Source organism: Vibrio sp. HI00D65, from assembly GCF_001635455.1.
Classification (GTDB): Bacteria; Pseudomonadota; Gammaproteobacteria; order Enterobacterales; family Vibrionaceae; genus Vibrio.
The window spans coordinates 83994-107411 of sequence record NZ_LWEH01000364.1 but is presented as its reverse complement, the minus strand read 5'-3'; the positions used below and the strand labels follow the sequence as shown (position 1 = coordinate 107411).

23 protein-coding genes and 2 pseudogenes are annotated in these 23418 nt (G+C 45.5%); 9 read left to right on the top strand and 16 right to left on the bottom strand.

Annotated elements, in window-relative coordinates; translation table 11 throughout:
• Positions 1–85: 85 nt before the first annotated feature.
• The 5 genes from A3712_RS20400 to rlmJ all read left to right on the top strand — a co-directional run bounded on the left by A3712_RS20400 (position 86) and on the right by rlmJ (position 7514).
• Positions 86–2863 carry a M16 family metallopeptidase gene (locus tag A3712_RS20400; protein WP_063524823.1) on the top strand — a complete coding sequence of 926 codons (2778 nt, stop codon included), beginning with the start codon at positions 86–88 and terminating at the stop codon, positions 2861–2863.
• Between the two features lie 213 nt (positions 2864–3076).
• Positions 3077–3541 (top strand): hypothetical protein, encoded by a 465-nt coding sequence (locus tag A3712_RS20395; protein WP_063524822.1) that lies wholly within the window; start codon positions 3077–3079, stop codon positions 3539–3541.
• Positions 3542–3702: 161 nt separating this feature from the next.
• A complete protein-coding gene (gene secD / locus A3712_RS20390; RefSeq protein WP_082856280.1) occupies positions 3703–5502 on the top strand; it encodes a protein translocase subunit SecD in 1800 nt (599 codons plus the stop codon).
• Positions 5503–5504: 2 nt separating this feature from the next.
• Complete coding sequence (gene secF, locus A3712_RS20385) at positions 5505–6446, top strand: protein translocase subunit SecF (protein ID WP_063524820.1); 942 nt, start codon at positions 5505–5507, stop codon at positions 6444–6446.
• A gap of 201 nt (positions 6447–6647) precedes the next feature.
• Positions 6648–7514, top strand: a complete 867-nt coding sequence (gene rlmJ / locus A3712_RS20380; protein ID WP_063524819.1) for a 23S rRNA (adenine(2030)-N(6))-methyltransferase RlmJ — start codon at positions 6648–6650, stop codon at positions 7512–7514.
• Positions 7515–7783: 269 nt separating this feature from the next.
• Here the strand turns inward: rlmJ and A3712_RS20375 are convergent, their stop codons facing one another.
• The 4 genes and pseudogenes from A3712_RS20375 to A3712_RS20360 form a co-directional block, all read right to left on the bottom strand.
• Entirely contained in the window at positions 7784–8605 is an 822-nt protein-coding gene (locus tag A3712_RS20375; RefSeq protein WP_063524818.1) for an HNH endonuclease, read from the bottom strand.
• Positions 8606–8813: 208 nt separating this feature from the next.
• Positions 8814–9902: an alkene reductase gene (locus A3712_RS20370; protein ID WP_063524817.1), complete on the bottom strand. Its 1089-nt coding sequence runs from the start codon at positions 9900–9902 to the stop codon at positions 8814–8816.
• Positions 9903–9975: 73 nt separating this feature from the next.
• A pseudogene (locus A3712_RS20365) lies at positions 9976–10723 on the bottom strand (MFS transporter); the annotation flags it as partial.
• A pseudogene (locus A3712_RS20360) lies at positions 10720–11022 on the bottom strand (SDR family oxidoreductase); the annotation flags it as partial. The pseudogenes A3712_RS20365 and A3712_RS20360, both read right to left, overlap by 4 nt.
• Before the next feature lie 187 nt (positions 11023–11209).
• Between A3712_RS20360 and A3712_RS20355 the strand changes: the two are divergent.
• The 4 genes from A3712_RS20355 to A3712_RS20340 all read left to right on the top strand — a co-directional run bounded on the left by A3712_RS20355 (position 11210) and on the right by A3712_RS20340 (position 13758).
• Positions 11210–12142 (top strand): LysR family transcriptional regulator, encoded by a 933-nt coding sequence (locus A3712_RS20355; protein ID WP_063524816.1) that lies wholly within the window; start codon positions 11210–11212, stop codon positions 12140–12142.
• Between the two features lie 100 nt (positions 12143–12242).
• Entirely contained in the window at positions 12243–12635 is a 393-nt protein-coding gene (locus A3712_RS20350) for a GFA family protein (RefSeq protein WP_063524815.1), read from the top strand.
• A gap of 9 nt (positions 12636–12644) precedes the next feature.
• Entirely contained in the window at positions 12645–13112 is a 468-nt protein-coding gene (locus A3712_RS20345; RefSeq protein ID WP_063524814.1) for an OsmC family protein, read from the top strand.
• A 301-nt stretch (positions 13113–13413) separates the two neighbouring features.
• Positions 13414–13758: a ribosome recycling factor family protein gene (locus A3712_RS20340; RefSeq protein ID WP_063524813.1), complete on the top strand. Its 345-nt coding sequence runs from the start codon at positions 13414–13416 to the stop codon at positions 13756–13758.
• 133 nt (positions 13759–13891) lie between these two features.
• On the opposite strand, the gene A3712_RS20335 is transcribed toward A3712_RS20340, so the two are convergent.
• The 12 genes from A3712_RS20335 to A3712_RS20280 form a co-directional block, all read right to left on the bottom strand.
• Complete coding sequence (locus A3712_RS20335) at positions 13892–14131, bottom strand: RNA recognition motif domain-containing protein (RefSeq protein ID WP_063524812.1); 240 nt, start codon at positions 14129–14131, stop codon at positions 13892–13894.
• A 130-nt stretch (positions 14132–14261) separates the two neighbouring features.
• The gene (locus A3712_RS20330) at positions 14262–14525 is read right to left on the bottom strand and encodes a hypothetical protein (protein ID WP_063524811.1); all 264 of its coding nucleotides are present in this window, start codon (positions 14523–14525) and stop codon (positions 14262–14264) included.
• A 227-nt stretch (positions 14526–14752) separates the two neighbouring features.
• A complete protein-coding gene (locus A3712_RS20325; RefSeq protein ID WP_063524810.1) occupies positions 14753–15295 on the bottom strand; it encodes a DUF3833 domain-containing protein in 543 nt (180 codons plus the stop codon).
• Positions 15292–15897: a chalcone isomerase family protein gene (locus A3712_RS20320; protein WP_082856279.1), complete on the bottom strand. Its 606-nt coding sequence runs from the start codon at positions 15895–15897 to the stop codon at positions 15292–15294. Before A3712_RS20320 ends, A3712_RS20325 begins: the two co-directional genes overlap by 4 nt.
• Positions 15898–15900: 3 nt before the next feature.
• Complete coding sequence (locus tag A3712_RS20315; RefSeq protein WP_063524809.1) at positions 15901–16425, bottom strand: DUF2878 domain-containing protein; 525 nt, start codon at positions 16423–16425, stop codon at positions 15901–15903.
• Positions 16403–17683, bottom strand: a complete 1281-nt coding sequence (locus A3712_RS20310; protein WP_063524808.1) for an SAM-dependent methyltransferase — start codon at positions 17681–17683, stop codon at positions 16403–16405. The genes A3712_RS20315 and A3712_RS20310 overlap by 23 nt, the downstream gene beginning before the upstream one ends.
• A 103-nt stretch (positions 17684–17786) precedes the next feature.
• Positions 17787–18593 (bottom strand): DUF1365 domain-containing protein, encoded by an 807-nt coding sequence (locus tag A3712_RS20305; protein ID WP_063524807.1) that lies wholly within the window; start codon positions 18591–18593, stop codon positions 17787–17789.
• Positions 18590–19861, bottom strand: coding sequence for an NAD(P)/FAD-dependent oxidoreductase (locus A3712_RS20300; protein WP_063524806.1), 1272 nt, complete (start codon positions 19859–19861; stop codon positions 18590–18592). The genes A3712_RS20305 and A3712_RS20300 overlap by 4 nt, the downstream gene beginning before the upstream one ends.
• Before the next feature lie 2 nt (positions 19862–19863).
• Positions 19864–20595 (bottom strand): SDR family NAD(P)-dependent oxidoreductase, encoded by a 732-nt coding sequence (locus A3712_RS20295; RefSeq protein WP_063524805.1) that lies wholly within the window; start codon positions 20593–20595, stop codon positions 19864–19866.
• On the bottom strand, positions 20595–21026 hold the full coding sequence (locus A3712_RS20290) for a nuclear transport factor 2 family protein (protein WP_063524804.1): 432 nt from the start codon (positions 21024–21026) through the stop codon (positions 20595–20597). Before A3712_RS20290 ends, A3712_RS20295 begins: the two co-directional genes overlap by 1 nt.
• A gap of 14 nt (positions 21027–21040) precedes the next feature.
• Positions 21041–22456: a deoxyribodipyrimidine photo-lyase gene (gene phrB / locus A3712_RS20285; RefSeq protein WP_063524803.1), complete on the bottom strand. Its 1416-nt coding sequence runs from the start codon at positions 22454–22456 to the stop codon at positions 21041–21043.
• Entirely contained in the window at positions 22453–23400 is a 948-nt protein-coding gene (locus A3712_RS20280; RefSeq protein WP_063524802.1) for a YbgA family protein, read from the bottom strand. The genes phrB and A3712_RS20280 overlap by 4 nt, the downstream gene beginning before the upstream one ends.
• Positions 23401–23418 lie beyond the last annotated feature (18 nt).

Sequence of the window (23418 nt, the reverse complement as noted above, 5' to 3'; positions counted from 1 at the left end):
ACAACTATATTCATTTGGTTAAATATTAAATAATAATCATTAACTCAATCTGTATATTGTCAGTGAATGACATTAAGAGGTTGTTATGAAGACATATTATTTAGCGACGGCAATATGCTTTGCCCTGGTTGGTTGCAGTTCTACATCAAAAACCAATGAAACTTTAATTCAACCAGATCCTGCCTGGACATCTGCTCAACTGGATAATGGTTTTACCTACCATGTTTATCCTGATCATGAAGCATCGGTATCTGTGCGTTTAGTTGTGCACGCGGGCTCCATTCAAGAAACACCTCAACAAGAAGGCTATGCTCACTTTGTCGAGCATATGGCATTTAATGGCAGCAAGAACTTCTCTCAAAATGATGTGATTCGTCTATTTGAAGAAGCTGGCTCCAGCTTTGGTGCGGACATCAATGCCTATACTTCCTATGAAGATACGGTGTATGAATTAGATTTGCCAGATAACCTCCAATTAGAGCAAGCATTGACTTGGATGCGTGACGTTGGCGATGGCCTCGATCTCTCTAGTTCGGAAGTTGAAAAAGAAAAGGGAGTGATTCTTGGTGAGTTTCGTATGGCTCGTCTCGATGATAAGTCATTCCCCGAGAAATATGTTGATTACCTATTCGAAGGCAGCCCTTACGAATCGCAAGGTGCGTTAGGAACTAAAGCTTCGGTTATGGCTGCCACGTCGGAAGGGCTTACCGACTTTTACCAAACTTGGTATCAACCTCAAATCGTTGAGCTAGTGGTTTCTGGTGATGTGGACCTTAAAACACTGATCCCACTGATTGAAGAGAAATTTTCGGGTTGGGAGCGCGGCGAAACGCCAAGACCAGAGAAACAGAATACGACTTCGTTTAATGAAGGTGATTATGTTGAGTATGCAGGTAGAGAAGCGCCAAGCATCACTTTAACGTTCAATCGTGGTCTGTATCGCATCGAAAACCATGCTCAACAACACCAGCGCTGGTTAGATGAAACGGCTCTACAACTCATTCGTCAAAGACTCGAAACGGTATTCAATGACGCAGCTTTACCGACCCAATGGGTAGCATCTGAAAACTATCAGATGGGAGCTCTGAATTATTCATCAATCAGTGTTGGTTTTCCGAATGGTGGGCGTGATGTAATCCAACAGGAGCTTCTCTCTACGCTGGCATCACTGCGTGATTTTGGTGTGTCGAAAATGGATATCGTTGCCGAGCAGCACTACTACCAAGACCTGCTGGATAACATCGAGGATGACTGGGATAAGTTTGATAGCGCTGATCACGCGAGCGATAAAGCGAGCGCTCTTGTTAGTGGCCGAATCGTCCAATCACAGAAAGACTATCAAGCCAGCCTAGAAGCATTCATCGCTAATCTAAGCCTTGAAACGATCAACGACAACATCAAGAATCTGCTTTCTGATGATTACTTCCTTGTTATCGGGATGGACGACTCTGAAGATAGAACCGCTGTCGTCAATTCTTTAGACAGCTTAAAAGCAACTTATAGCGAACCAGGAACCCCACCGCTCGTTATTGCTTCTGCAAGTGCCTTCGCCGTTCCTAGTTCGGCGGGCGAGGTTGTGCTGGTAGAACAAATGTCGGTAGATCCATACATTCAGAAATGGACGTTAAGCAATGGCGTCGATATGTGGTACCTGCGTGATTATGCGGCGGGTGATGATGTTGGTGTGATGTATATGAGTCTCGGTGGAAAAGCCGCTTTGGAACCGAGCTTATACCCAGCGGTTGAAGTGGCATTGCCGACGTTTGCTCGAAGTGGTGTCGGTGAGTTTACGGGATCTGAGCTACTTGCTTATTTTGACCGTGAAGATATCCGAGCAGATAGTTTCATTGGCAATACCCGTCATGGCATTGAATTTAATATTCAGAAAGATGGGCTAAAAGATACATTTGCTGCACTGTATACCTTCATCACGGCACCTAAAATCAACCCTGAGCAACTAGAGGCGGTGAAGCAAGAGTTTGTACAGGGACAAGAATCTTTCTTGAGCAGTCCGGTCGGTCAGTTTGAACGCGCAATAAACCAAAATATCTATAGTCCGGATAGTCGTCACCTGTTGGTTGATAAAGAGCGTGTTGCAGCGGTTTCAGTGGAAGATGTCGATAACCTTCATCAGCAGCTGTTTGGTCAAATGAGACAAAACCAGCTGGTGGTCGTTGGTGATATCGACCCAAGTCTATTGAAGCCTTTGGTTCAGCAGTACTTGGCTTCTATTCCGTTGGAAAAAGCCGCGGTACCTGAATTTAAAGTGGCATACAACCAGCCACTGGAGTCACGTATTGATTTGGCGATTAACAATGTAAATAGTGCTGAGTACATCTTGCGAGTGATCTCTGAACCCGCAAGCGCTACCGAGCAAGACTTCACGGCAAAAGATATTTTCATGGAAAGCTTACTGGAGCGCCTACTGGCGACTCGTTTAGATAGCTATATTCGTGAAGAGTTAAGCTTAGATTACTCGCCTTATACCTACTTAGCATCTGCCGATGGGGAGCCATTTCTTGAGTGGGCTATTGGGGCGATGGTCGCGCCAGAGAATGTCGAAAAAGTAGAAGTGGCAATCGATAAGGTCATTAGCGACCTTCTACAAGGTGTCTCTGAGCAAGAGATGCATGCGGTGGTGAAACAGTTTGAAGCTGATTTTAAGCCTCTTGAGATGAGCTCTATTGACCAAGCCTGGTATGTATCTCGTTATCTGCTTCATGGCTACGATATCGATGCTTTATCTCAAGTGGAACGAATGGCGAGATCGATTTCAGCAGATGATATGAATGCGTTAGTGCAGCGTATCTTTGGTGAAAATAGCCGTAAGGTCAAGAACATCATGCGACCTAAAGCGTCATAACGATCAGCGTTGGACGCATACGTAATGGAAAGCCAAGCCTCGTTGCTTGGCTTTTTTTTTTGGAAGCACTGAAGCTTAATCGGTTGCATCGAATCATTTTCTAAAAAAATGATTTTAAATCAAGACAGCGTTTCATTTGTGTTGTAGATTGGCGATCTACGAGAATATTGTTTGGATATTAGATTGCTTAAACTGGGTACCCGATTAGTCTTAATGTTGTTTTTACTGAGCTTTGGCTTAGTGAATTCTAACGGCTATTCGTTTCCTTCTAAGCCGTTTCAAATCGAGACTGCTCAACAGCAATCTTTCGCGCAAAAACAGTGTCAGAACGCTGCCATTGATGACCCATCGGCCTATTTGGAGTGCGATAAAGTTCAAGTAGGCGCTTCGTCAGTAGGTGACAGATCCAATTATCACGATACTGAATCTAGCCTTCAAGCGACCACTTACCGACGTATATCAACCAATGAGCAAGAAAGCGCGCCTGACCTTGAGCCTGCTTATCACTTGCTGATTGACTTCTCTCCCCCTTCTTTACTGGCTTCGCTGTTAGCGACAACCCCTATGTTGGACCTCAAACAGCACTGGACCAGTATTGTCAGCTCTCCGCCTTCCCGTTTGTCGGGGTGGAAAGAGGGCAACATCCAATATTCCCACTTTCGAGAACTTCTTAGCTAATCCTTTGCCCCTGATTGGTCGCATCGACGATCCCCTGTGTCCGTTGTTTTAGCCAATCCCCAAAACAATTCGCGAATGCACTCTGCTGCCGTTAAATCAGTTTGGTCTGGTTGGGGGTAGCCATCGTTCGCGTTCGCAAAACTTAGTTAAAATAAGAGATCTTGACTGTGAAAAAACGCATTCCAAGAAAACAAATCAACCACTACTCTAAGTGGAAATACGTGGTACTTATTACCACCATTATCATCATGATTCTGAGCGCTTTGCCGTCGTGGTATGGTGAAGATGCTTCGGTTCAAATTAACAATCGCTCTGAGCAAACCATCGACGCGACGCAGGTGACTCAATACCTTGCAAGCGAAGGCATCCAAGCTAAATCGGCTTATCAGAAAGACAAGCGTTTAGTGGTGATCTTAGAAGATGCAGAGCAGCAAGCAAAAGCCAAAGAAGTGCTGAATGAGCGTCTGCTTGATACTGCAACCGTCGCGCTAGCAATGGAGCCAGCAGCACCAAAATGGCTGACTGACATGGGCTTTGCACCGATTCAGCTAGGCCTTGATTTACGTGGTGGTGTGCAGTTCTTACTTGAAGTAGACATGGAACCGGTTTACCACGCGCAAGCGCAAGCCATGGTCGATGAGATCACTAACCAAGTGCGTTATGCCCACGGTAAAGTTGCAAAGGACAAAGTGGAATTTAACTTCCGTACCGATGCAGACTTTGAAAAAGCACAGAAGCTGATTCGTGAAGAGTTCCCACAATGGTTACGTGACCGCTCGGACAAAAAGCTGACTTTGACGCAATCAGAAGACGAACAACGCACGCTTCGCAACCTAACGGTTCAACAAAACCTACAAATCATGCGCAGCCGTATTGAAGAGCTCGGTATCACTGAAGCCTCAATTCAACGCCAAGGCGAAAGCCGTATCCGTATCGAATTACCGGGTGTACAAGATCCTGCAGCTGCAAAAGACGTGATTGGTGCCACAGCATCATTGGCGTTCTACTCGGTATACGACAACCCAACTCGTAATACTCAGACGCTAAAAGATACCGATGGCAACCGTGTGGTTGTTGCTCGCAAAGCAGTACTAAGTGGTGAACACATTATTGATGCACGTAGTGGCATTGGTGAAATGGGTAGCGCAGAAGTAAACATCACCTTAGATTCTGCGGGTGGTAAGAAAATGTCTGAGTTCTCTCGTCACAACATCGGTAAGCCAATGGCGACCGTGTACAGCGAGTACAGCCGAGACAGAGCTGGGAACAGCGAGAAAACCAGTGAAGTGATCAGCGTTGCGAACATCCAATCTCAATTGGGTAGCCGCTTCAGAATTACAGGTGCAGGCAGCATGGCTGAAGCGCAAGAGCTTGCTCTGTTGCTTCGCGCAGGTTCACTAACAGCACCAGTGACTATCATTGAAGAGCGTACCATTGGTCCATCTTTAGGCGCAGAAAACGTGACTAACGGCTTTGCTGCACTGGCGCTTGGTCTTGGTCTTACTCTTACGTTTATGGCGCTATGGTATCGCCGTCTTGGTTGGGTCGCGAATGGTGCGCTTATCGTTAACATGGTAACACTGTTTGGTCTGATCGCATTGCTACCGGGTGCGGTATTAACCCTGCCGGGAATAGCTGGCTTGGTATTAACCGTTGGTATGGCGGTGGATACTAACGTACTTATCTTCGAACGTATTCGAGACAAAATGAAAGAAGGACGCAGCTTTGCTAGTTCCATCGATCGTGGTTTCGATAGCGCGTTCTCATCTATCTTCGATGCTAACTTTACCACCATGATTGTAGCGGTTGCTCTTTACACCATTGGTAACGGACCAATTCAAGGCTTTGCGTTGACATTGGGCTTAGGTCTTCTAACCAGTATGTTTACGGGCATTTTTGCTTCACGAGCAATCATCAATTTGGTTTGGGGGCGTGACCAACGCCATGATGTAAGGATTTAAGCATGAGTACTTCAACAAAAATGACAATTTCAGAACGCTATTTTTCAAATAGTAATATGACTCTCCTTCGTAAGGTTATGTCGGTAATCTCTATTGTGTTGTTCATGAGCTCAGTAATGCTGGTGGCCGTGAAAGGGTTTGACTGGGGGTTGGACTTTACAGGCGGTGTGGTTGCTGAGGTTCAACTTTCAGATCAAGTGACCAAAGACGCGCTGAAAACACAGCTTGATGCTGCTTTCCAACAAGACGTGCAAGTGGTTGGCATGGCAGAGCAAGATCGCTGGACTATTCGCTACAGCCAGCTGACAGACGCACCGCAAACCAACTTAGTTGATGCCTTGGCATCGGTGAGTGACCAAGTGAAAGTACTGAACAGCAGTGTGGTTGGCCCTCAAGTGGGTCAAGACATGGTTGACCAAGGTGGCTTGGCGGTATTGGTGTGTTTCTTAATGATTATGCTTTACCTAAGCGTACGATTTGAATGGCGTTTAGCTCTAGGCGCTTTGGCTGCGATCATTTACGACGTGACGATTATCTTCGGCTTATTCGCCTTGACTCAGTTTGAGTTCAACCTAACGGTGCTGGCGGCGGTATTAGCGATTCTGGGCTACTCACTGAATGACTCGATCATCATTGCTGACCGTGTCCGTGAGATGCTGCGTGGCAATCTTGACGGCGATACTGATAACCTGCTTAACGAATCAGTCAAAGCAACGTTCTCTCGTACCATGGTGACTTCAGGTACGACTTTGTTGACGGTATCTGCGCTTTGGTTGCTTGGTGGAGCGGCTCTACAAGGCTTTGCAATCGCATTGGTAGTGGGCATTGCGAGTGGTACATGGTCTTCAATTTCGGTCGGTATAACCCTTCCGAAATTACTTGGCTTACAGCCTTGTCACTATCAAGTGAAACCGCCTGTAGAAGTTGAGGGTGAGTACCCTTAAGTTATCTATTTTGATAATGCTGCAACTCAGTAAGTGAGCTTACTTTAGCCCTTCGCTTTTAACCGAACGAAGGGCTTTATTTTATTTAAGAGTCAATTAGTTAAGGAAAGAGAGCCTATTTCAAAAAACGACGGGTTGAGCAGGCAAGTACTAATGATATGAAGTATGTTTATATGACGTTAGTAGAAATGAGGCAAGGGAATGGAATATCGACATCAATGTCACGTAGGCGACCACGGTGATGCACTGAAGCACCCTGTATTAAGTGCTCTGGTTCAGTCATTAATGCAGCAGCATTCGCGCCTCAATGTTATCGACACTCACTCAGGTACCGGGTGTTATGACCTAACCATTGCGCCAAGTAATCACGCAGGCGAATTTGCAGAAGGGGTTGGATACCTTTGGCGCAACAAGGCCTACCTTCCTGATTCATTTGCATCTTTTATGTCGATGTTGGAATACTACAATCCGAATCAACTTATCACGCTGTATCCCGGCTCGGCAGCGATTACCTATCAACAAGGTCGCAGCCAAGATAGCTTCTATTTTTCAGATATTCAGCAAGATGAAGCCGATTTACTGCAAACCAATATTGAGAAGTTGCAACGCGATCTCGATGTCTCTAGCAAGTTGATCATTACTGCGGGCGATGGCCTTAAAGCACTGCCTGACGATGTCGCGAAACATGATAGCCACCACCTGATTGTGATCGACCCACCTTACGAAACGGATTCCGAATATCACGCGGTGATTGATGCTTTGGTTAAGGCCTATCAACAGTCAGAGAAAGTCTCTGCGCTGATTTGGTATCCACTCTACACCGATGACAAAAGCTCACTGATTTTGAACCACTGCGTGACAGCGGTGAAAGATGGCTTGCTACCAAGCCCTATCAAATCGGAATTGCGACTGCGCGATCCTAAGGGCGATGACCGACTCATCGGTAGTGGTTTGTTGTTATTTAACCCACCACAAGGCATTGCAGGGACGGTTGCTGACACGCTCGATTACTTACATAGTCAGCTTGCAACTAATGGTGAAGGCTACTGGCAAATGAAAAGCCTATAAATCTGATTGGTATGGGCTTTCTGATGAATTAGTAGACACAGCTCACTAAATAATTGTTATTTATGTGGTTTAAATTGACCAAACGCTAACTTTTATCGATTGATTAATTGCTGTGAATCATTTAAAAATGGAATATTAGTGCGCATAAGTGCATAATGGCTCATAAGTTAAATAATTAGCCCAAATTAATATCAGATTGTGGTTTACCCCCTAAACTGCATTAGGCTCGCACTAGTCACGCGAGCCTTTCTTTTGCCTGAAAGAAACGTTTATAACAATTCTTCTTCAATCTTTAGTGCCTTCTCTCTGAGCTGGGAGTTGAACTCAGTAGCGTTTATTGAGTAGTGCGCTTCTCGGTGGCAATTAGGGCAGAGAGCAATCACGTTTTCAGGACAATCAGCACCACCATCCGCTAATCGTGTCAGGTGATGTACCTCTAGGTAGGGACCAGACTTTGCCTCAAAGGGCGATGCTATTTCACAGCCTTCACAAGTTCCATCTGCTCGTTTTTTTGCATAAAACTTGATAGCGTCACTACGATATTTCACGTGCGTGAGTTGCTCTTTAGGGCTAGCTTTAAGTGGTGTTGAAGCTAAAGCGATGTCTCGTAACTGCTTCAGTGATTTACTTTTAGTTGGCTTGGTAAGGTATGACATTTTTGGAGTTTGAATTTTATCTCCAATACTTTGCGGGACTATATCTAAATGGAAAATTATTGCGTCGCGAAGTTGGTCGTTTTTGTCGGGGCGTTGCTCTATGTGATGACAAATGTAGTTGCAAACTCCAACGAATCTAACCAAACCAGTTGAGACAGATTCAAATAAGAGAATCTCTTTTAGGTTGTTTTGGTGTTCAAAGATGGCCAAGTTTCCTTTAATCATCTGCATATCACCTTCTTGCCCTTCTCCTGTATATCGGAAAGTCCCGTCTGCACTAAAGCCATCAGAGTAACCAAATTCTTCACCTGCATCGCTTGTGAAGATAAATACATATGGGTGTGCTGCAGGCGTAGCTATACCACCATATTGCTGACCTTTGTAACGGCCGTGTATATCTGTACGTCGATTGTAAACTTGTCCTACGTTGAACAATGGAGAGTCCTCATTTATCCGTTTGAATTGGAATTATTATTGATATTTTTATAGTTTGTTTTTTATGTAAAGTTTAAATATAACAGTGGTTTAAGTTAAAGTGTGTAAGTGGATTCTTGGGTGTGAAAAGGTATCGGCTTGGTCACGTTTTTAAAGAGATAAGCCTGCAGGACTCATGCAGGCTTGGGAGGTGTTTAATTCTTGACCACTACAACGCTGGATAATCGATATAGCCCTTTTCGTTGCCGCCGAATAGAGTCGTGCCATCGAGTTGTGCTAGCTCACTGCCGTTTTGTAGGCGTGATACGAGATCTGGGTTAGCCACGAATGGGCGACCAAATGCGACGAGATCCGCGTAGCCTTTGTTTAATACTTCTTCGGCGCGTTCTGGTGTGTAGCTGCCAGCGACGATGATGGTGTTGGAGAACAAGGCTCTTAGTTCGACACGGAAGCTTTCAGGTATCACCGGTGCATCATCCCAATCAGCTTCTGAAAGATGTAGATAAGCGATATCACGAGCTTGCAGTGCTTTCGAAGCCTCCAAAATCGTTGGCACGATGTCTGGGCAGTTCATGTCTTTAAAGGTGATGAATGGCGCCAAGCGCACGCCTACTTTATCGGTACCTATCTCTGCAATCACAGCATCAACCACTTCAATCAGGAAGCGAAGGCGGTTCTCACGGCTTCCACCGTAGTTGTCGTTGCGCTTGTTTGAGTTGGTTCTTAGGAACTGGTCAATCAGGTAGCCATTGCCACCGTGGATTTCCACTCCATTAAAGCCTGCCTTGATGGCTTTCTTTGCTGCGTTCGCAAAATCTTGAACCACTCGATCGATGTCTGCTTGGGTCATCTCTCTTGGTTGGATGCAATCGACCATGTTGCCGTTGCCATTCTCATCAGAAATCCACACCTGAGTTTCTATCGGAGCCAAAGCTGACGGTGCTATCGGCAGTTCGCCTTTTTGAAAGGTAGGGTGAGACACGCGGCCGACATGCCAGAGCTGACAGAATATTGCTGCGCCTTGTTCTTTGGCTGCTGTGGTTACTGACTTCCAACCTTCAATTTGTGCATCGGTATAAACGCCGGGAGTGAATGAGTAGCCTTGAGAGTCATCAGAGATCTGCGTCGCTTCAGTGATGATAAGCCCAGCGCTCGCACGTTGTTGGTAATAGGTTGCCATCATATCGTTTGGCACATTGCCCGGTTGACTGGTACGAGCGCGAGTCATAGGCGCCATAACGACACGGTTTTGCAGTGCTAGGCCCTTGAGTTCTGATGTTTCGAATAATTTGTTCATGGTATCCACCTTGTTTTAATTCAGTACTTTTTAATTCAATGTTTTTAGTTTTGTATTCGGTTTATAGAGCGGATTACTTGCTTTCCGCTGGGCTGAAAATCGAGTTGCTCTGAGGCTTACCAGCTCGGTTGGCTTTGGCAATAAGTAGCAAGCCAATGACAGGGACAACAACGGCTGCGAATGGAATCATTCCTGCGCCTAGCTGGCTGTCGAGTACCATGCCACCAAGGAATCCACCGAAGGCATTCGCTAGGTTAAAGGCTGAAATGTTGGCTGTAGCAGCAAGTTCTTGTCCTTCACCACCGTGGTTCATTACTCGAAGTTGCATGGCAGGAACGTTCGCAAATGATGCAATACCAAAGACAAATGCAGCTGCAACGAATAGGATTTTGTTGTCTACCACTAGGCCCACCACAACCAGTGAAGCGACCATCGCGATTGCCCAAAACATGGAAGCTTTGCCTAAATCTTTATTTGCCTAAATCTTTATCGGAAGAGCGGCCGCCTAATGTGTTACCTATGATCAAGCCCACACCGACAATGACTAAGATCCAAGTGACTGAGTCTTGACCGTAACCCGTGATGTGCATGGCAATAGGCGCAAGGTAGCCGTAAAGCGTCATAAACCCAGACCAAGCAAAAGCGGTGATCGCCAAGCTGATAAGCAGCATTGGATTTTTAAATGCCATTAGTTGAGTCTTGATGTCTTTCGCTTCGCTATGACCGCTTGATTTGATTGACGTTAGGATAGAAATCATCGCGATGGTGCCAAGTGCAGCTACGGTAAAGAAGGTGGTGTGCCAACCGAACTGCAAGGCAATCCTGTGGTAAGCGTGATAGAACCCTTGGGTTTGATGTAACGCGCCGCATGCTTGGCGACGTTCAGGCTGCCCCAAAATTTGGTATCAAATGCCGTTTTTGCGTCTTCAAGAGCAACGTCGGTCACCTTTCCTGCGGGAGCAGATGAGCCAGCAGTGACCACCAAATGATCGAAGGGACCAATCGATTCGAAGTACTCGCAAATCGACTTTTCATTGCTGATATTAACGCCTGTATGTCGGCTCGCAATGTGTACTGTGTTGTCTTCGCTTCTCAATTGCATCGCTAATGCTTTACCGATGCCTTATGTGCCACCAATGATGACGAAAGTACTTTTTTCTTGGTCCGTTACTACGTTGTTCATGTTCTCAATTCCTGCGTGTTCTGCTGATGGTTGCCATTATATTTGTTCGATTAATTTTGATAATTGGCTAAAATATGAATTCATTATTCGGTTGAGATGAACAATGTGACGAGGAAGAAGTAGCATGGATAAGTTTTCAGACATGGCGATGTTCGTCAGTATCGTGAAGCACCAAGGGTTGGCAGCAGCAGGGCGAGAGCTAGGCTTATCACCTGCGACCATGACGGTAAGGATGCAGGCACTGGAAGAGCGATATGGCGTGAAGCTGTTGAATCGAAGTACTCGACATGTGTCTTTGACTGACTCTGGTGAGCTATATCACAAGGCGTGTCTAGAGATATTGGATAACGTTAGCGAAGCCGAAAACCTGATTCAAAATGGCGTCAAAGAGGTTAAAGGCCCTTTAAAGGTCGCCGCACCGAAAGACATCGGTAAGCAATACATTCTTCCTATTCTCTCTGAGTTCTGTCAGCAGTATCCTGACGTGATCCCTTACCTGTATTTGAACGATAACCTGTCGAATATTGCAGAGTCGGGTATGGACGTGGTGATTCGCTACGGAGAGTTAGTCGATAGCAGTTTGATATCAAGACGTTTATCCTTGAGCCGACGTGTGTTGTGTGCTTCTCCTGAATATCTTGCCAAGCATGGTACGCCGTTAACGCCACAAGACTTAGTCGAGCATGACTGTTTGGCAATGCTACGTAGCAATGAAGAGCTCAAGACATGGCACTTCCAAGATCACGACATGAAGAAGTCGATTACCGTTGTGCCAAAACGATTCTCGGACGATGGTGAAGTGATTCGCTACTGGGCATTAAAAGGCGAGGGCATTGCGCTAAAATCGGTACTGGATGTGCAAGATGACATCAATAACCAACGCCTTGTTACTTTGCTCAATGGCTATATGAAAAACTTCAATACCTCGACCTCTGTATCGAGCGCTGACTTGAATGTTGTGTACATCAGCAAGAAGTATCAACCTAAGCGAATTCGACTGTTCTTGGACTTTCTAATCGAAAATTTTGGTCATTTGACCGATAGATCAATTAATTAACGCGATATGACAAAACTCTCGAACTGAAAACGAGGCTACGGACAGGACTGGCAGAACTGGTTATGATGCGAGCAATGCATGGATGTTACTGGAGAAAACAATGAAAATAGTTGGCAATACGGCGATCAAACCATTTCATAAAGCGACCTGCCATTGTGGTGCGGTAGAGTTAGAGCTCAGCCTACCTAACGGAATCGAAAAGCCGCGTCGCTGTGATTGCTCGATCTGTCGTCGTAAAGGGGCGATAGTGGGCTCGGTAGCCTTGGATGGTATCAAGATCCTCAAAGGTGCAGAGCATCTCAAGTTATATCAATTCAATACCAACACCGCGAAGCATTACTTCTGCTCGAACTGTGGTATCTATACCCATCATCAACGTCGCTCTAGCCCAAATGAATATGGATTCAATATTGGTTGTTTGGAAGGAGTGAACCCTTTCGATATCGGTGATGTGGTGACTAATGATGGGGTTAACCACCCTGCGGATCGCTAAGGAGAAAGTATGTCTGACTATGGTGCCTTGATTCGCTGGCAGAAAGGTGACAATGAGGTATTTAGCGATAACCAATACAGTCGCGGGCATACATGGGAGTTCGACGGTGGCGTTATTGTACCCGCCTCGTCATCGCCTCATGTTGTGCCACTACCACTTTCGGTAGCTGAAAATATTGATCCCGAAGAAGCGTTTATTGCAGCGATTGCCAGTTGTCACATGCTGACGTTTTTGGGCATTGCAGCTAAGCGCAAGTACGTGATTGAGTCTTATGTTGATGATGCGATTGGCGTTCTTGAAGAAGATAAAGCAGGGCGTGCTTGGGTGAGCCATGTGACGCTTAGACCCCAAATCCAATTTGTTGGTGATAAGCGCCCTACGGATAAACAACTCGAAAAACTGCACCATCTGGCGCACAGTAACTGTTTCATTGCCAACTCTGTAAAAACCGAGATCACGGTAGAGATAGACTCGTAACCCACACGATTTCTCAGTGGTACTCAAGATCAATTAAGGAAGCAACTTAGCGGTGCTCCCTTACTTTAGATAGTGACTGCGATTGATAGGGCGTTGTTCAAGCCGATCTGCTTACAACGGCTTCTTCAAAGCGCGCCTCGACGTACTCTGTATTTGCGACCATTGCTGCTTTTGAAAAGGGGGAAGAGTGGCTAGAGGGTATGACTGGCGGTTTTTTTGTGTCTGTGTAATCCTACTCACGGTTTCACCAAGCAGCTCTAGACAGCGCAGAATGATTATAGAGATTGATTGGCAGAGAGCTATGTTTAGCGTCCCACTGAATAGTTTTGTACATCGTGTGAGTGATAAGAGCCAAGTAATGGCAAACGCTGCTGAGTGTGGATGCCAGTTGAAGCGAGTTCGTCGCTCACGCAACTGGTTATTGGTGGCTCAAGAGCATCAATTGATCGAATTCAAAGCTTTGTTAACTCATGAAAAAGACGGTTGGATAACAGTAGCCATAGACAAGATACTGCCAAAACCTGTGGTGTGTTTGGCGTCGCTGTTAGCTGCAACACCTTCTATGACAGTTGCTCAATTGGTGATGGAATCTGGATGTTCAATGGCTGAAGCGCGACGAGCCATTGATGACTATGAAGGGTTATAGATAAGTTGTGAGTGCTTGGACAAAGTACCGAGCAGCAAAAAGCCCGTAACGATATGGCGTTATTTCAGCGCAATATCGTTACGGGCTTTATCATCTGACTTTCTGATAAACTAGCGAAAGCGTTAAAGCCGAATTAAGAGTTAGCGACTTTTACACGAATCGTGTTTTTACCAAGCTTGGTCATGTGCAGCTTGTCTAGTGCAGTTTTCGCTTCTTCTGGCTCTGGCATTTCAACGAAAGCAAAACCTTTTGAGTAGCCAGTTTCTTGGTCTAATACTAGGTTGCATGCTTTTACTGAACCGAACTCAGAAAATAGTACACGGATGTCTTGCTCTGTTGTTGAGCGTGATAGGTTACGAACTAGAAGTTTCATAATGAACCTTGAATATGAATTTACTTCGCGCATTGTCGCACACTTTGAAGGTCACCCTAACAAAATAATTTATGCTCTCATTTGCTTGGTAGCCAAGACCTGCGACAGCACTTTGAGTTGTTTATCGTGATTATTCGTTGTCAAACTGTTTGATGGTGAAGGCGTCTTCGATTCGGTTCAGCTCTTCTTGTTCTTTCTGGCGAAGCTCTTCTTGGCGAGCAATTTTCATTTTATTGAGACGTTTCTTCTCTGACTTGGTCAGGAATTTAACGGCTTTTTTGTTAGTTAATGCGTAAGCAGCTACGTCTTCACCTTTTTCTCTGCGCTCGTTTACGCGTTGTGAGAAACGTTCATTGTCGCGAGCCTTACGCTCCGCTGAAGTTAACTTGCTCATGCTTTAAAGCCTTTTCAATTTATCGTGGTAAGGAATCTACACGTGGCGAAACAAAGGGGCATTCATCAGTATGAGGTATTGGCCATTTGTACGCTGGTGGCGCATCTTAGCACAGTGGGGGAGTATGTAGGCATGTATTCGAGGGATTAAACGAAACAGCCCACAACGTGTCGTAGTGGGCTAGATTCTAATGCGGGTGATTCAGATTGAATTGAAGGGCCAGTTGTCTAAATCTTTTCGATGTACAGGATGACCTCTCCGACCTTAAAGCCAAACTTGGACATTTCTGTTTTATTGAACAATCGCTTTTCGTCCATCAAGAACATCCAATCATCTAGCGTTACTTCATAGGTACTGCCGTCGACTTCAATTTCTAGGTCGTATTTCCAATAGAGTGCAGAACCTTGGGTTTCACCATAAGCGGTTCCTACAACGTCGTTAGCGGTGCCTGAGTAGGTGTTGTCGCCAGTTTTGATGAGGTTCCAAACTCGGGTTGAGCGTTCACCATCGGCAAATGAGAACCACTCTTTGATTTCACCGTTGTTACCTTCCCACGTAGCGATGAGTTTAGCATCGAAGCGTCGTAGCAAGTTGCCGGAGCGGTCGAGCACCATTCCGTAGGCCATTAACTCACCATTGAAGAAAGACTCAAGCTTGAGCTTTGGTGTTGTGTCGACATGATTATCAAGGCTGGCAGAGCCGCAACCTGTTAGCCAACTAAGAGACAGTATTGCGAGAGCAAATTTGATTATTTTTGTTTTTGGATTCATTGATTCAAACCTAATAGTTGTTTGCGTAGGCCAGGTTCGGAGGTGTTTTCAGAGAGCCAGATAGCTAGGAAGGCATCGCCAAACTGTTTGTCTTGAATGACACCGATAGGCTGCTCATCGAAGTAAAAGCGGCTGACATTATCTTCGGCTACGCGAATCGTTAGTGTGTTTCCTGCTTTTACGTTGGGCCACATAGTATAGAGTGGCTTTAACCAACGCTCGATGTTGCTGTTAGGGTAGCCAAGCTTGTTCCATTGATCTTCTGTCGCTTCGACCAAGTCCTTACTGTCAATTGAACGGTAGTACTCTATTTTCAATGCGCGTTCTGAGCTCGAAGGTGCGGTGTAGAATTCAGCAGAATAGAGGGTCCAAAATAGATAACTCATTTCACCTTGTCCGCGCTTATTTAAATCGTCGACAGCAGAGGCGCGCGCTCGCTCAGAAAAAAGTAAAGCTACGACTATCAGGGAGAGGGTGAAGACATCTAGACATGTTTTTGTTAATTGATTGTTTGCAGCCGTTTGAGTGTTAGATTGGGCAAACGAGTGTCCCTCAGTGCTCTTTGAAGGGAGCATCTGTGTCCGTTTGAGTGAGTAAGCCATAAGTCACCTAGTTGTCCTTGCCATTGTCGGTTTCATTAAGTTGGAGTAGGCGGCCACAAGAAGAGGCAAAAGTATTCCCCAACTCAACGCAAGGGCAGCAACTACCGATGCATCTGGCCAGGTAGCAAGGAGGGCTCCCGCTTTGATACCTCCCCAATAGCTACTAGTACCCGCTACGGACCCTAAGGCGAACAAGATCACTTTTGAGCATTTTAAGAGCCAATTAAGGCTGTGGTTGAAGCTAATCAAGAACATGATCCATAGGCAGACTAGCCACACGGGGAACCATGATTGATTGGCAATGGCAGGGTCGACGGCGAAGACGCCGAAGTGAAGCATGAGGCTATCAAGCAGTAGCCCCAATGGTAATAAAACGAGTAATTTAAGGTCGCTGTGGCGAGTCGGTGACAATAGGAAGTGAATGATCACCAGTAGTGGTGTTACGAACGGGGCTTGAGCGGTGAAGAACGCGCTGCAAACCCATGTCGTTTGAAACAGAATGAGATTAATAATCCAAAACCGTTTCATCTTTCGCTCCAAAGTAACGAGGTTTTCTTGCCACCAGATGATGAGTGCTGATCACTCGCTCGCGGAACGCACCTTCACAGTAGCAGAAGTAGAAGGTCCACAGGCGCTTGAAGTCTTCTGAGTAGCCCAGAGATTGCAATTCTTCCCAGCTGTTTTGAAAGGCAATATTCCAGTCGTTCAGTGTGCGTGCGTAGTGTAGACCGATATCATCTATCTCTTGAACGACAAGGTCGGTACTGGTCGCAAGGTGTTGGGTCATTACTGATACAGAAGGTAAGCAGCCGCCAGGGAAAATGTATTTTTGAATAAAGTCTACGCCTTTACGGTACTTTTCATAACGCCCATCAGCGATGGTAATCGCTTGAATCAGCATCTTGCCGGAAGGCTTCAGCAGTGAAGAGCATTTCTCGAAGAAGGTTTGTAGGTATTCGTGACCTACCGCTTCTATCATCTCAATGGAAACCAACTTATCGTATTCACCCGTTAGGTTGCGATAGTCTTCTTTGAGTAGAGTAATCTTATCGGTTAAGCCAAGCGATTTTACGCGCTGCTCTGCTAACTCGTGTTGTGCATCTGAAATCGTTGTCGTGGTGACGTGGCAGCCATAATGTTGCGCCATGAAAATCGCTAAACCACCCCAGCCAGTCCCGATCTCAACCACGCTATCCGATTCTGAAAGTTCTAGACGCTCGCAGATCGTTCTCATTTTGTTCTGCTGTGCTTTCGATAAAGTCAGTGCTTCATCACTGTAGATAGCTGACGAGTACTGCATCGAACTATCAAGAAAACGTTCGTACAGCTCATTGCCGATGTCGTAGTGAGCCAAAATGTTTCGCTTAGAGCCTTGCTCAGTGTTGGCGTTCTTGCGACGAAGCAGGAGATTCTTAATGCGAGAAATCCACTGGGTTTTGTCGTCCAGCTCATCTAATTGGGATTGGTTGCGAGCCATAATCTGGATAACGAGTGTTAGGTTTGGACTGGTCCATTTGCCATCAATGTAGGCTTCGGATGCGCCAATACTGCCGTTAACCACAACATCTTTAAAAAAGGTCGCATTATGAATCACGATTCGACCTTTTAAGTCCGCTTCTCTATCACCAAACACCGAGTGCTGGTCTCGCTCGATGATTTCCAGTGTTGCAAATTGCAGACGCTCTAGGACCTTAAAAATTAAAGTTCGATACTTACAGTTGCTTGAAACAGCAACGGCTTTGGCTTGTTGTTCAATGTTGTTGTTTTGTTTTGCAAGCTGTTCCATGTCAACCTCGCTGAGAATTCATTCTAACTTTTTACCAACTAAGTTGGGTGCCATTCGTTGATTTGAGCACACTCACAACATAATCGGGTATTGGTTTCGGCGCTTAAGGTGTAGAGCCCGGATGCGCCACAAACGGTACCTTTTTCAGGAATAACTTGAGAGCCTGATAATAAATCCCCACCACGACCTTAACCGTCATTGCTGGGATCTTAAAAACCGTTCGCCTAATGTTTGTTTTCGATATTGACTGCTTAGTCAGCGCTAGTGTCGCATCGAATATTCGTTCGCTTCGGCGGCTTTCAATGTGGACAAGCGTTCGTTTCGCTGGTGGCTTAATCTTCCAAAAATAGGTCATGTTTAAATCCATGAAAGGCGAAACGTGAAAATCTTTTTTAACTTTCAACTCTTGGCGCATGTCGATCAGATAATAGTGCCTCTCTCGCCAAGGTGTGTTGCTAACCTCGGCCAACATATATCGACACTCTTTTGCGTCGTCGTAACAGAAAAAGCAGTTTATTGGACTAAAGTAAATACCTAAACAGCGACATTGAGCGAGCATTGTGACCCGGTTTACATCAGACCAATCGCCCCCGAGCTGTTGTACTTTCGATGCTATACGTTGTTTGAGAGATTTAGGTTCATCGCTAATTGCATTTTCTTCTTTTTCAGCAAGATAGTCCGATTCGACAAAGCGAATCGGGTTGTACCAGCGAGTTCCAAACAGCATACTTCTCGCGGTGGTCTTAGGCAGCTCATCGAGATCTAGCCCCATCATGTAGAGCTGGTAGCTGAACTCATGAGGGATATCACCAAAGCGGCGATGTCTGACGTTTCCCCAATAGATACCGCTGAACTCTTCACTCTGTTCAAATGCAATTTCCGTATTGGATGCTAGGGTCTCGGTGTTCATTGTGCTGAGCTCGTGCTGAGATCTAGGCCAAAGCGCTTGGTCACATCTAATGCGCTATGCACGCCATCTTCGTGGAACCCGTTGTACCAATACGCGCCTGCGAAATGCGTATTCTGTTTACCGCAAATCCGATCACGCTGTTGCTGTGCATTGACCGTGTTGGAATTCAATACTGGGTGGTGATACACAAAGCTTCGGATGATCTTTTCTGGAGCAATGGCTTCACTCTGGTTTAAGGTCACGCAGAAGGTGTCTTGGCTTTTTATTCCCTGCAGAATATTCATGTTATAAGTGACACAAGCTGGTCGCTTGCTATTACCATCCAGCATGTAGTTCCAACTTGCCCACGCCAGCTTTCTGTCTGGTAGCAAGCTGGTATCGGTATGAAGAACCACTTCGTTGCGGCTGTAAGGTATCTCACCTAATACCTCTTTCTCATCAGCCGTTACATCGCCTAACAGTGCTAACGCTTGGTCTGAATGGCAGGCGAAAATCACTTCATCAAATTGACTTGTTGCACCGTCTTCAAATTCGATAGTCACACCTGTTTCATGGCGAGTGACTTGCTGAATCGATGTGTTCAATGCCACTGGTTTGCTTAAGCGGGAAAGGATGATCTCAACATAGGAACGAGAACCTTTTGGAATCACGTACCATTGAGGGCGATTGGTGATATCTAGCAAGCCATGGTTGTAGAAGAACTGTATGAAGAACTTAAGTTCGAACTCTTCCATCTCTTCAAGGCTTGTTGACCAAATAGCCGCACCCATTGGTAGGATGTAGTGTTGGCTAAAAAAGTCAGAAAATTGGTTGTCTCGTAGGAAGCTGCCAAGGGTAACGTCAGGTGTGAAGCGGTTACTTTCAAATTGAGCCTTACATAACTTGTTGAATTTCAGAATGTCAGAGATCAATGACCAGAACTGCGGCTTGAAGATGTTGCTCCTCTGCGCAAATAGCGAGTTGATGCTGTGTCCATTGTATTCAAACTGAGTGGTTGTGTTGTGAACACTGAAGCTCATCTCTGTTGGTTGTCTCTCGACGCCCAATTGTTCGAGTAATTGATTGAAGTTTGGATAGGTTCGATCGTTGAACACGATGAAACCAGTGTCAACCGAGAACGCCGAGCCTTGATGTTCAATATCAACGGTGGCGGTATGTCCTCCAACGTAATCATTCTTTTCGAATACTGTTACGTCGTGGTGTTTATTTAATATGTGCGCGCAAGTGAGTCCAGAAATGCCTGAACCAATAATGGCGATTTTCTTCATTGTTATACCATCCTTGAAGCGAGTTTTTGCCAAACTGAAGTTGGAAGCATTTTTAGTAGCTTCATTAACATGATGAATCGTCGAGGGAAATCGATCTCGCTCTTTCCTTGAGCAATTCCGTTAACGATTTGCTGAGTTGCAGCCTCACTACTTATAATCATAGGCATAGCGAACGTATTTCGCTCGGTTAATGGTGTTTCCACAAAGCCAGGATGCACAATTGAGACATGAATATTGTGTTTGGCAAGATCAACAGAAAGTGTTCTTCCTAAGTAAGTGAGTGCAGCCTTTGAAGCGCCATAAGCCTCGGCTCTTGGCAGAGGCAGAAAGCTAGCGCTGGAGCTTACTAAAACCAAGCGTCCACCGGATTTGATGTTTTTCAGCCAAGACTTTAGAGCGTAACCAATAGATATTAAATTAATGTTGATGACTCGCTCAAAAAGCTCTGCATCAAAGTTGACTGGGTCATCGATGTATTCGCAGTCACCCGCATTGAGAATGAGAAGGTCAAGTGGATTGTCATGCTCAAGATCCGGGAAGTTATGATAATCCGTCAAGTCAAAGCACAGAGGTGTAATAGACGACTCTGCAATGTCAGTTTCGTGCGAATCGACTAGAGCCTGTAACTTATCTTGGCTACGACCACAAGCAATGACCTGATGTCCTTGCTGGGCATAATCGAGAGCGAGTGATTGGCCGATACCTGAGGTTGCGCCAGTAATCATAATACGCATTATCGGCTCGCTCTTCTCTTGATTGATTTGATGGCGCAGCCCAACACCGGTATATGTTCATACAACATAGAGCCGACATCGAGATAATCTCTGTGGTAAATCACTTGATCGTCAAGCATTTTGAGGTGGCTGTGGCCTTGCACTTCAATAGGCTTCTGCCCATTAAGTTGCTTGTGTGCAAAGTGCATTGTCCAGTATACCGATGCTTCACCGTTAACTTCAAACGTGTGCTCGATGTGAAAGTTACAGCTAGTCACTTGGGTGTAAATGTTGTCGAAGTAGTGAGTTAGTGCTGCGATCCCGTTGACGTGATGCAGCGGGTCTTGGAATTCGATATTAGGGTGATAAACCGTCTTTAGCACGTCGAAATTGTCCGTTCCGAGCTCTCGATACATGTTGAGAAAGTTATCAAGCCATAGAGAGTTATCCATAATATTCACTCTAATCATTTGAAAAAGGCTAAGGCTCTCAATCGTGCTTCTTTATGTTCAACGATGGGTTGCCAGTATTCACTGTTTATTCCGTTTTTTGCTATGTAATCATGTGGGAAATGCACATGCTTATCTGGAATATTTTGCAGCTCTGGTATGTACTTACGGATAAAAATTCCTTTCGGATCAAACTTTTCACTCTGGGTGATCGGATTGAAAATTCGGAAGTAAGGTTGTGCATCACAGCCGGTACTTGAAGCCCACTGCCAGCCACCATTGTTGGCACTAAAATCACCGTCAATTAGGTGATCCATAAAGAAGCGCTCACCCCAACGCCAGTCAATCAACAAGTGTTTAGTTAAAAAGCTAGCGACTACCATTCTTAACCTGTTGTGCATCCAGCCGGTTTCAACCAGTTGGCGCATGGCCGCATCAACCAATGGATACCCCGTTTTTCCTTCACACCACGCTTTGAAGCTAGGATGATCTTGATACCAATCTAAACCATTGTATTTTTGCTGGAAATTAGCCCCTTTGACCAGTTTAGGATGGTGGAATATCAAGTGTTTATAAAAGTCTCGCCAAATTAACTCGTTTAGCCAAGAAAAAGCGGGCAGTTGGGTATCAAACAGTAAATCGGGTTGCTGTTGGATGAGCTGAATGGCTAACCATCTTGGGCTTACCGCGCCAATCGCTAAGTACGGCGATAAACCTGAGGTACCTTTTACTGAAGGGATGTCTCTCAGGTGAGCGTAGTCGTTGACCTTGTTGGCTAGAAAGTTAGGTATCACATTGCCAAGTACGTCTTGGCTTAGTGGCCAACGGCTTGAGTCGACACGCGGAAAGTCGAAGTCATATTCACTGGCAAGCTGGAGCGTTTGCAAGTTGTCAGGCAACTGGGTCTTAGCGTTGTTATTAGAAGCGAGTGCAGCAGGGCTGCATTGAATGCCTTTAGCTTGTACTTCTTTTAACCAGGCATTTTTGAATGGCGTGAAAACCTTGAACATCTCACCTTGCTGGTTAAGCACACTGCCTAGAGGGAGCATCACATCACAGTCGCTGATCTGAAGATTTATACCGCTCGATATCAGTTGTTGGTCACGAGCTTGTTCATCGACTTCTGGCTCTGAATTGGCGAAAACAACCTGAGAACCGAGTTGTTGGCACAGCTTGGTCAATTGCTTGGCTTGATCATCAAAATCGGTCGCTTTTATGTGCAGTAGGGTTATCCCCAAGTCGGCGAGTTCAGCTTCCAGTTGCTTTAAATGACGGAAGATAAAGTCTGCTTTAATCGAAGCAAGGTGATGCTGATGCCACTTTTGTGGTGTTGAAATAAAAACGGCGATTGAAACGCCGTTTTCGATTGCTGAGACGAGAGCCGGATTATCGTAAATGCGTAGGTCTCGTCTTATCCATAGAATATCGCTCAATATCCGTATCTCAATTTAAGTTCTTGCGGGTGAGGGTTTAGATAAACCTGCGACTGCAGGTACTCGTTTGGGTATTCCATCAAGTAGTGATTGATCAGTGTTAGTGGCACTAATAGCGGAATCACGCCCTCTCTGAAAGAAGCAATCTGGTTACATAACTCTTGCTTGTGAGCGCTGCTGAGCTGCTTCTTGAAGTAACCTTGAAGGTGTTGAAGCGTATTGGCGTGCGTACCACGGTTCGCATGGTGCGATAATGCCGTCATAAGCCCTTCAATGTACTTATCTGCAAGCTCATTTATCTCTAGCTCATTGCCAGCTAGTAATTTACCAAGGCTTTTATAGCCCTCGACGTGATGACACATTACTAAGTACTTGTGGGCGCTATGGAACTGGATGAGCTTGTGCTTGGTAATTCCTTCATCTACTAGATCTAGCCACTTCTGATAAGTGAAAACACGAGTCATGAAGTTTTCGCGCAAAATCGGGTCGTTCAGACGGCCATTTTCTTCCACGGGCAACAATGGGTTGCCTTCCATAACCTGCTTCGTAAACATGCCAACTCCTGTGGATTCAGAGCCGCGGCCATGGTGGTGATACACCTTAACGCGCTCCATGCCGCAAGTTGGACTCTTTTGGCATACAATGAAACCAGCGATATGTTGGTTGTTTTTGGAGTAGTTTTGACCGAACTCGATTAGCTCATCAGTGACGTCACCGGTACCATCTGGACGGGAAACGTGAATTAGATCGTCTAACATCCGTGTCTGACGAATAGTTGGACGAGGCGTTGGCAATCCAACTGCCATTTCAGGGCACACTGGCTCAAGCTCAACATAATCTGCAAGGTCTTCAGTACAGAAGCGAGAACGTTTGTGACCTGTATCGAACCTAACTTTATGACCGGCGACACATGCACTGATGCCTATTTTTATTTTTTTATCCATTGGTCAATTCCTTACGCT

Bases quoted from the DNA above. Each gene is read 5' to 3' on its own strand.
- A3712_RS20400 (WP_063524823.1), top strand. From the start codon at position 86: ATGAAGACATATTATTTAGCGACGGCAATATGCTTTGCCCTGGTTGGT.
- A3712_RS20395 (WP_063524822.1), top strand. From the start codon at position 3,077: ATGTTGTTTTTACTGAGCTTTGGCTTAGTGAATTCTAACGGCTATTCG.
- secF (WP_063524820.1), top strand. From the start codon at position 5,505: ATGAGTACTTCAACAAAAATGACAATTTCAGAACGCTATTTTTCAAAT.
- rlmJ (WP_063524819.1), top strand. From the start codon at position 6,648: ATGGAATATCGACATCAATGTCACGTAGGCGACCACGGTGATGCACTG.
- A3712_RS20370 (WP_063524817.1), bottom strand. From the start codon at position 9,902: ATGAACAAATTATTCGAAACATCAGAACTCAAGGGCCTAGCACTGCAA.
- A3712_RS20355 (WP_063524816.1), top strand. From the start codon at position 11,210: ATGGATAAGTTTTCAGACATGGCGATGTTCGTCAGTATCGTGAAGCAC.
- A3712_RS20350 (WP_063524815.1), top strand. From the start codon at position 12,243: ATGAAAATAGTTGGCAATACGGCGATCAAACCATTTCATAAAGCGACC.
- A3712_RS20345 (WP_063524814.1), top strand. From the start codon at position 12,645: ATGTCTGACTATGGTGCCTTGATTCGCTGGCAGAAAGGTGACAATGAG.
- A3712_RS20340 (WP_063524813.1), top strand. From the start codon at position 13,414: ATGTTTAGCGTCCCACTGAATAGTTTTGTACATCGTGTGAGTGATAAG.
- A3712_RS20335 (WP_063524812.1), bottom strand. From the start codon at position 14,131: ATGAAACTTCTAGTTCGTAACCTATCACGCTCAACAACAGAGCAAGAC.
- A3712_RS20330 (WP_063524811.1), bottom strand. From the start codon at position 14,525: ATGAGCAAGTTAACTTCAGCGGAGCGTAAGGCTCGCGACAATGAACGT.
- A3712_RS20325 (WP_063524810.1), bottom strand. From the start codon at position 15,295: ATGAATCCAAAAACAAAAATAATCAAATTTGCTCTCGCAATACTGTCT.
- A3712_RS20320 (WP_082856279.1), bottom strand. From the start codon at position 15,897: ATGGCTTACTCACTCAAACGGACACAGATGCTCCCTTCAAAGAGCACT.
- A3712_RS20315 (WP_063524809.1), bottom strand. From the start codon at position 16,425: ATGAAACGGTTTTGGATTATTAATCTCATTCTGTTTCAAACGACATGG.
- A3712_RS20310 (WP_063524808.1), bottom strand. From the start codon at position 17,683: ATGGAACAGCTTGCAAAACAAAACAACAACATTGAACAACAAGCCAAA.
- A3712_RS20305 (WP_063524807.1), bottom strand. From the start codon at position 18,593: ATGAACACCGAGACCCTAGCATCCAATACGGAAATTGCATTTGAACAG.
- A3712_RS20300 (WP_063524806.1), bottom strand. From the start codon at position 19,861: ATGAAGAAAATCGCCATTATTGGTTCAGGCATTTCTGGACTCACTTGC.
- A3712_RS20295 (WP_063524805.1), bottom strand. From the start codon at position 20,595: ATGCGTATTATGATTACTGGCGCAACCTCAGGTATCGGCCAATCACTC.
- A3712_RS20290 (WP_063524804.1), bottom strand. From the start codon at position 21,026: ATGGATAACTCTCTATGGCTTGATAACTTTCTCAACATGTATCGAGAG.
- A3712_RS20280 (WP_063524802.1), bottom strand. From the start codon at position 23,400: ATGGATAAAAAAATAAAAATAGGCATCAGTGCATGTGTCGCCGGTCAT.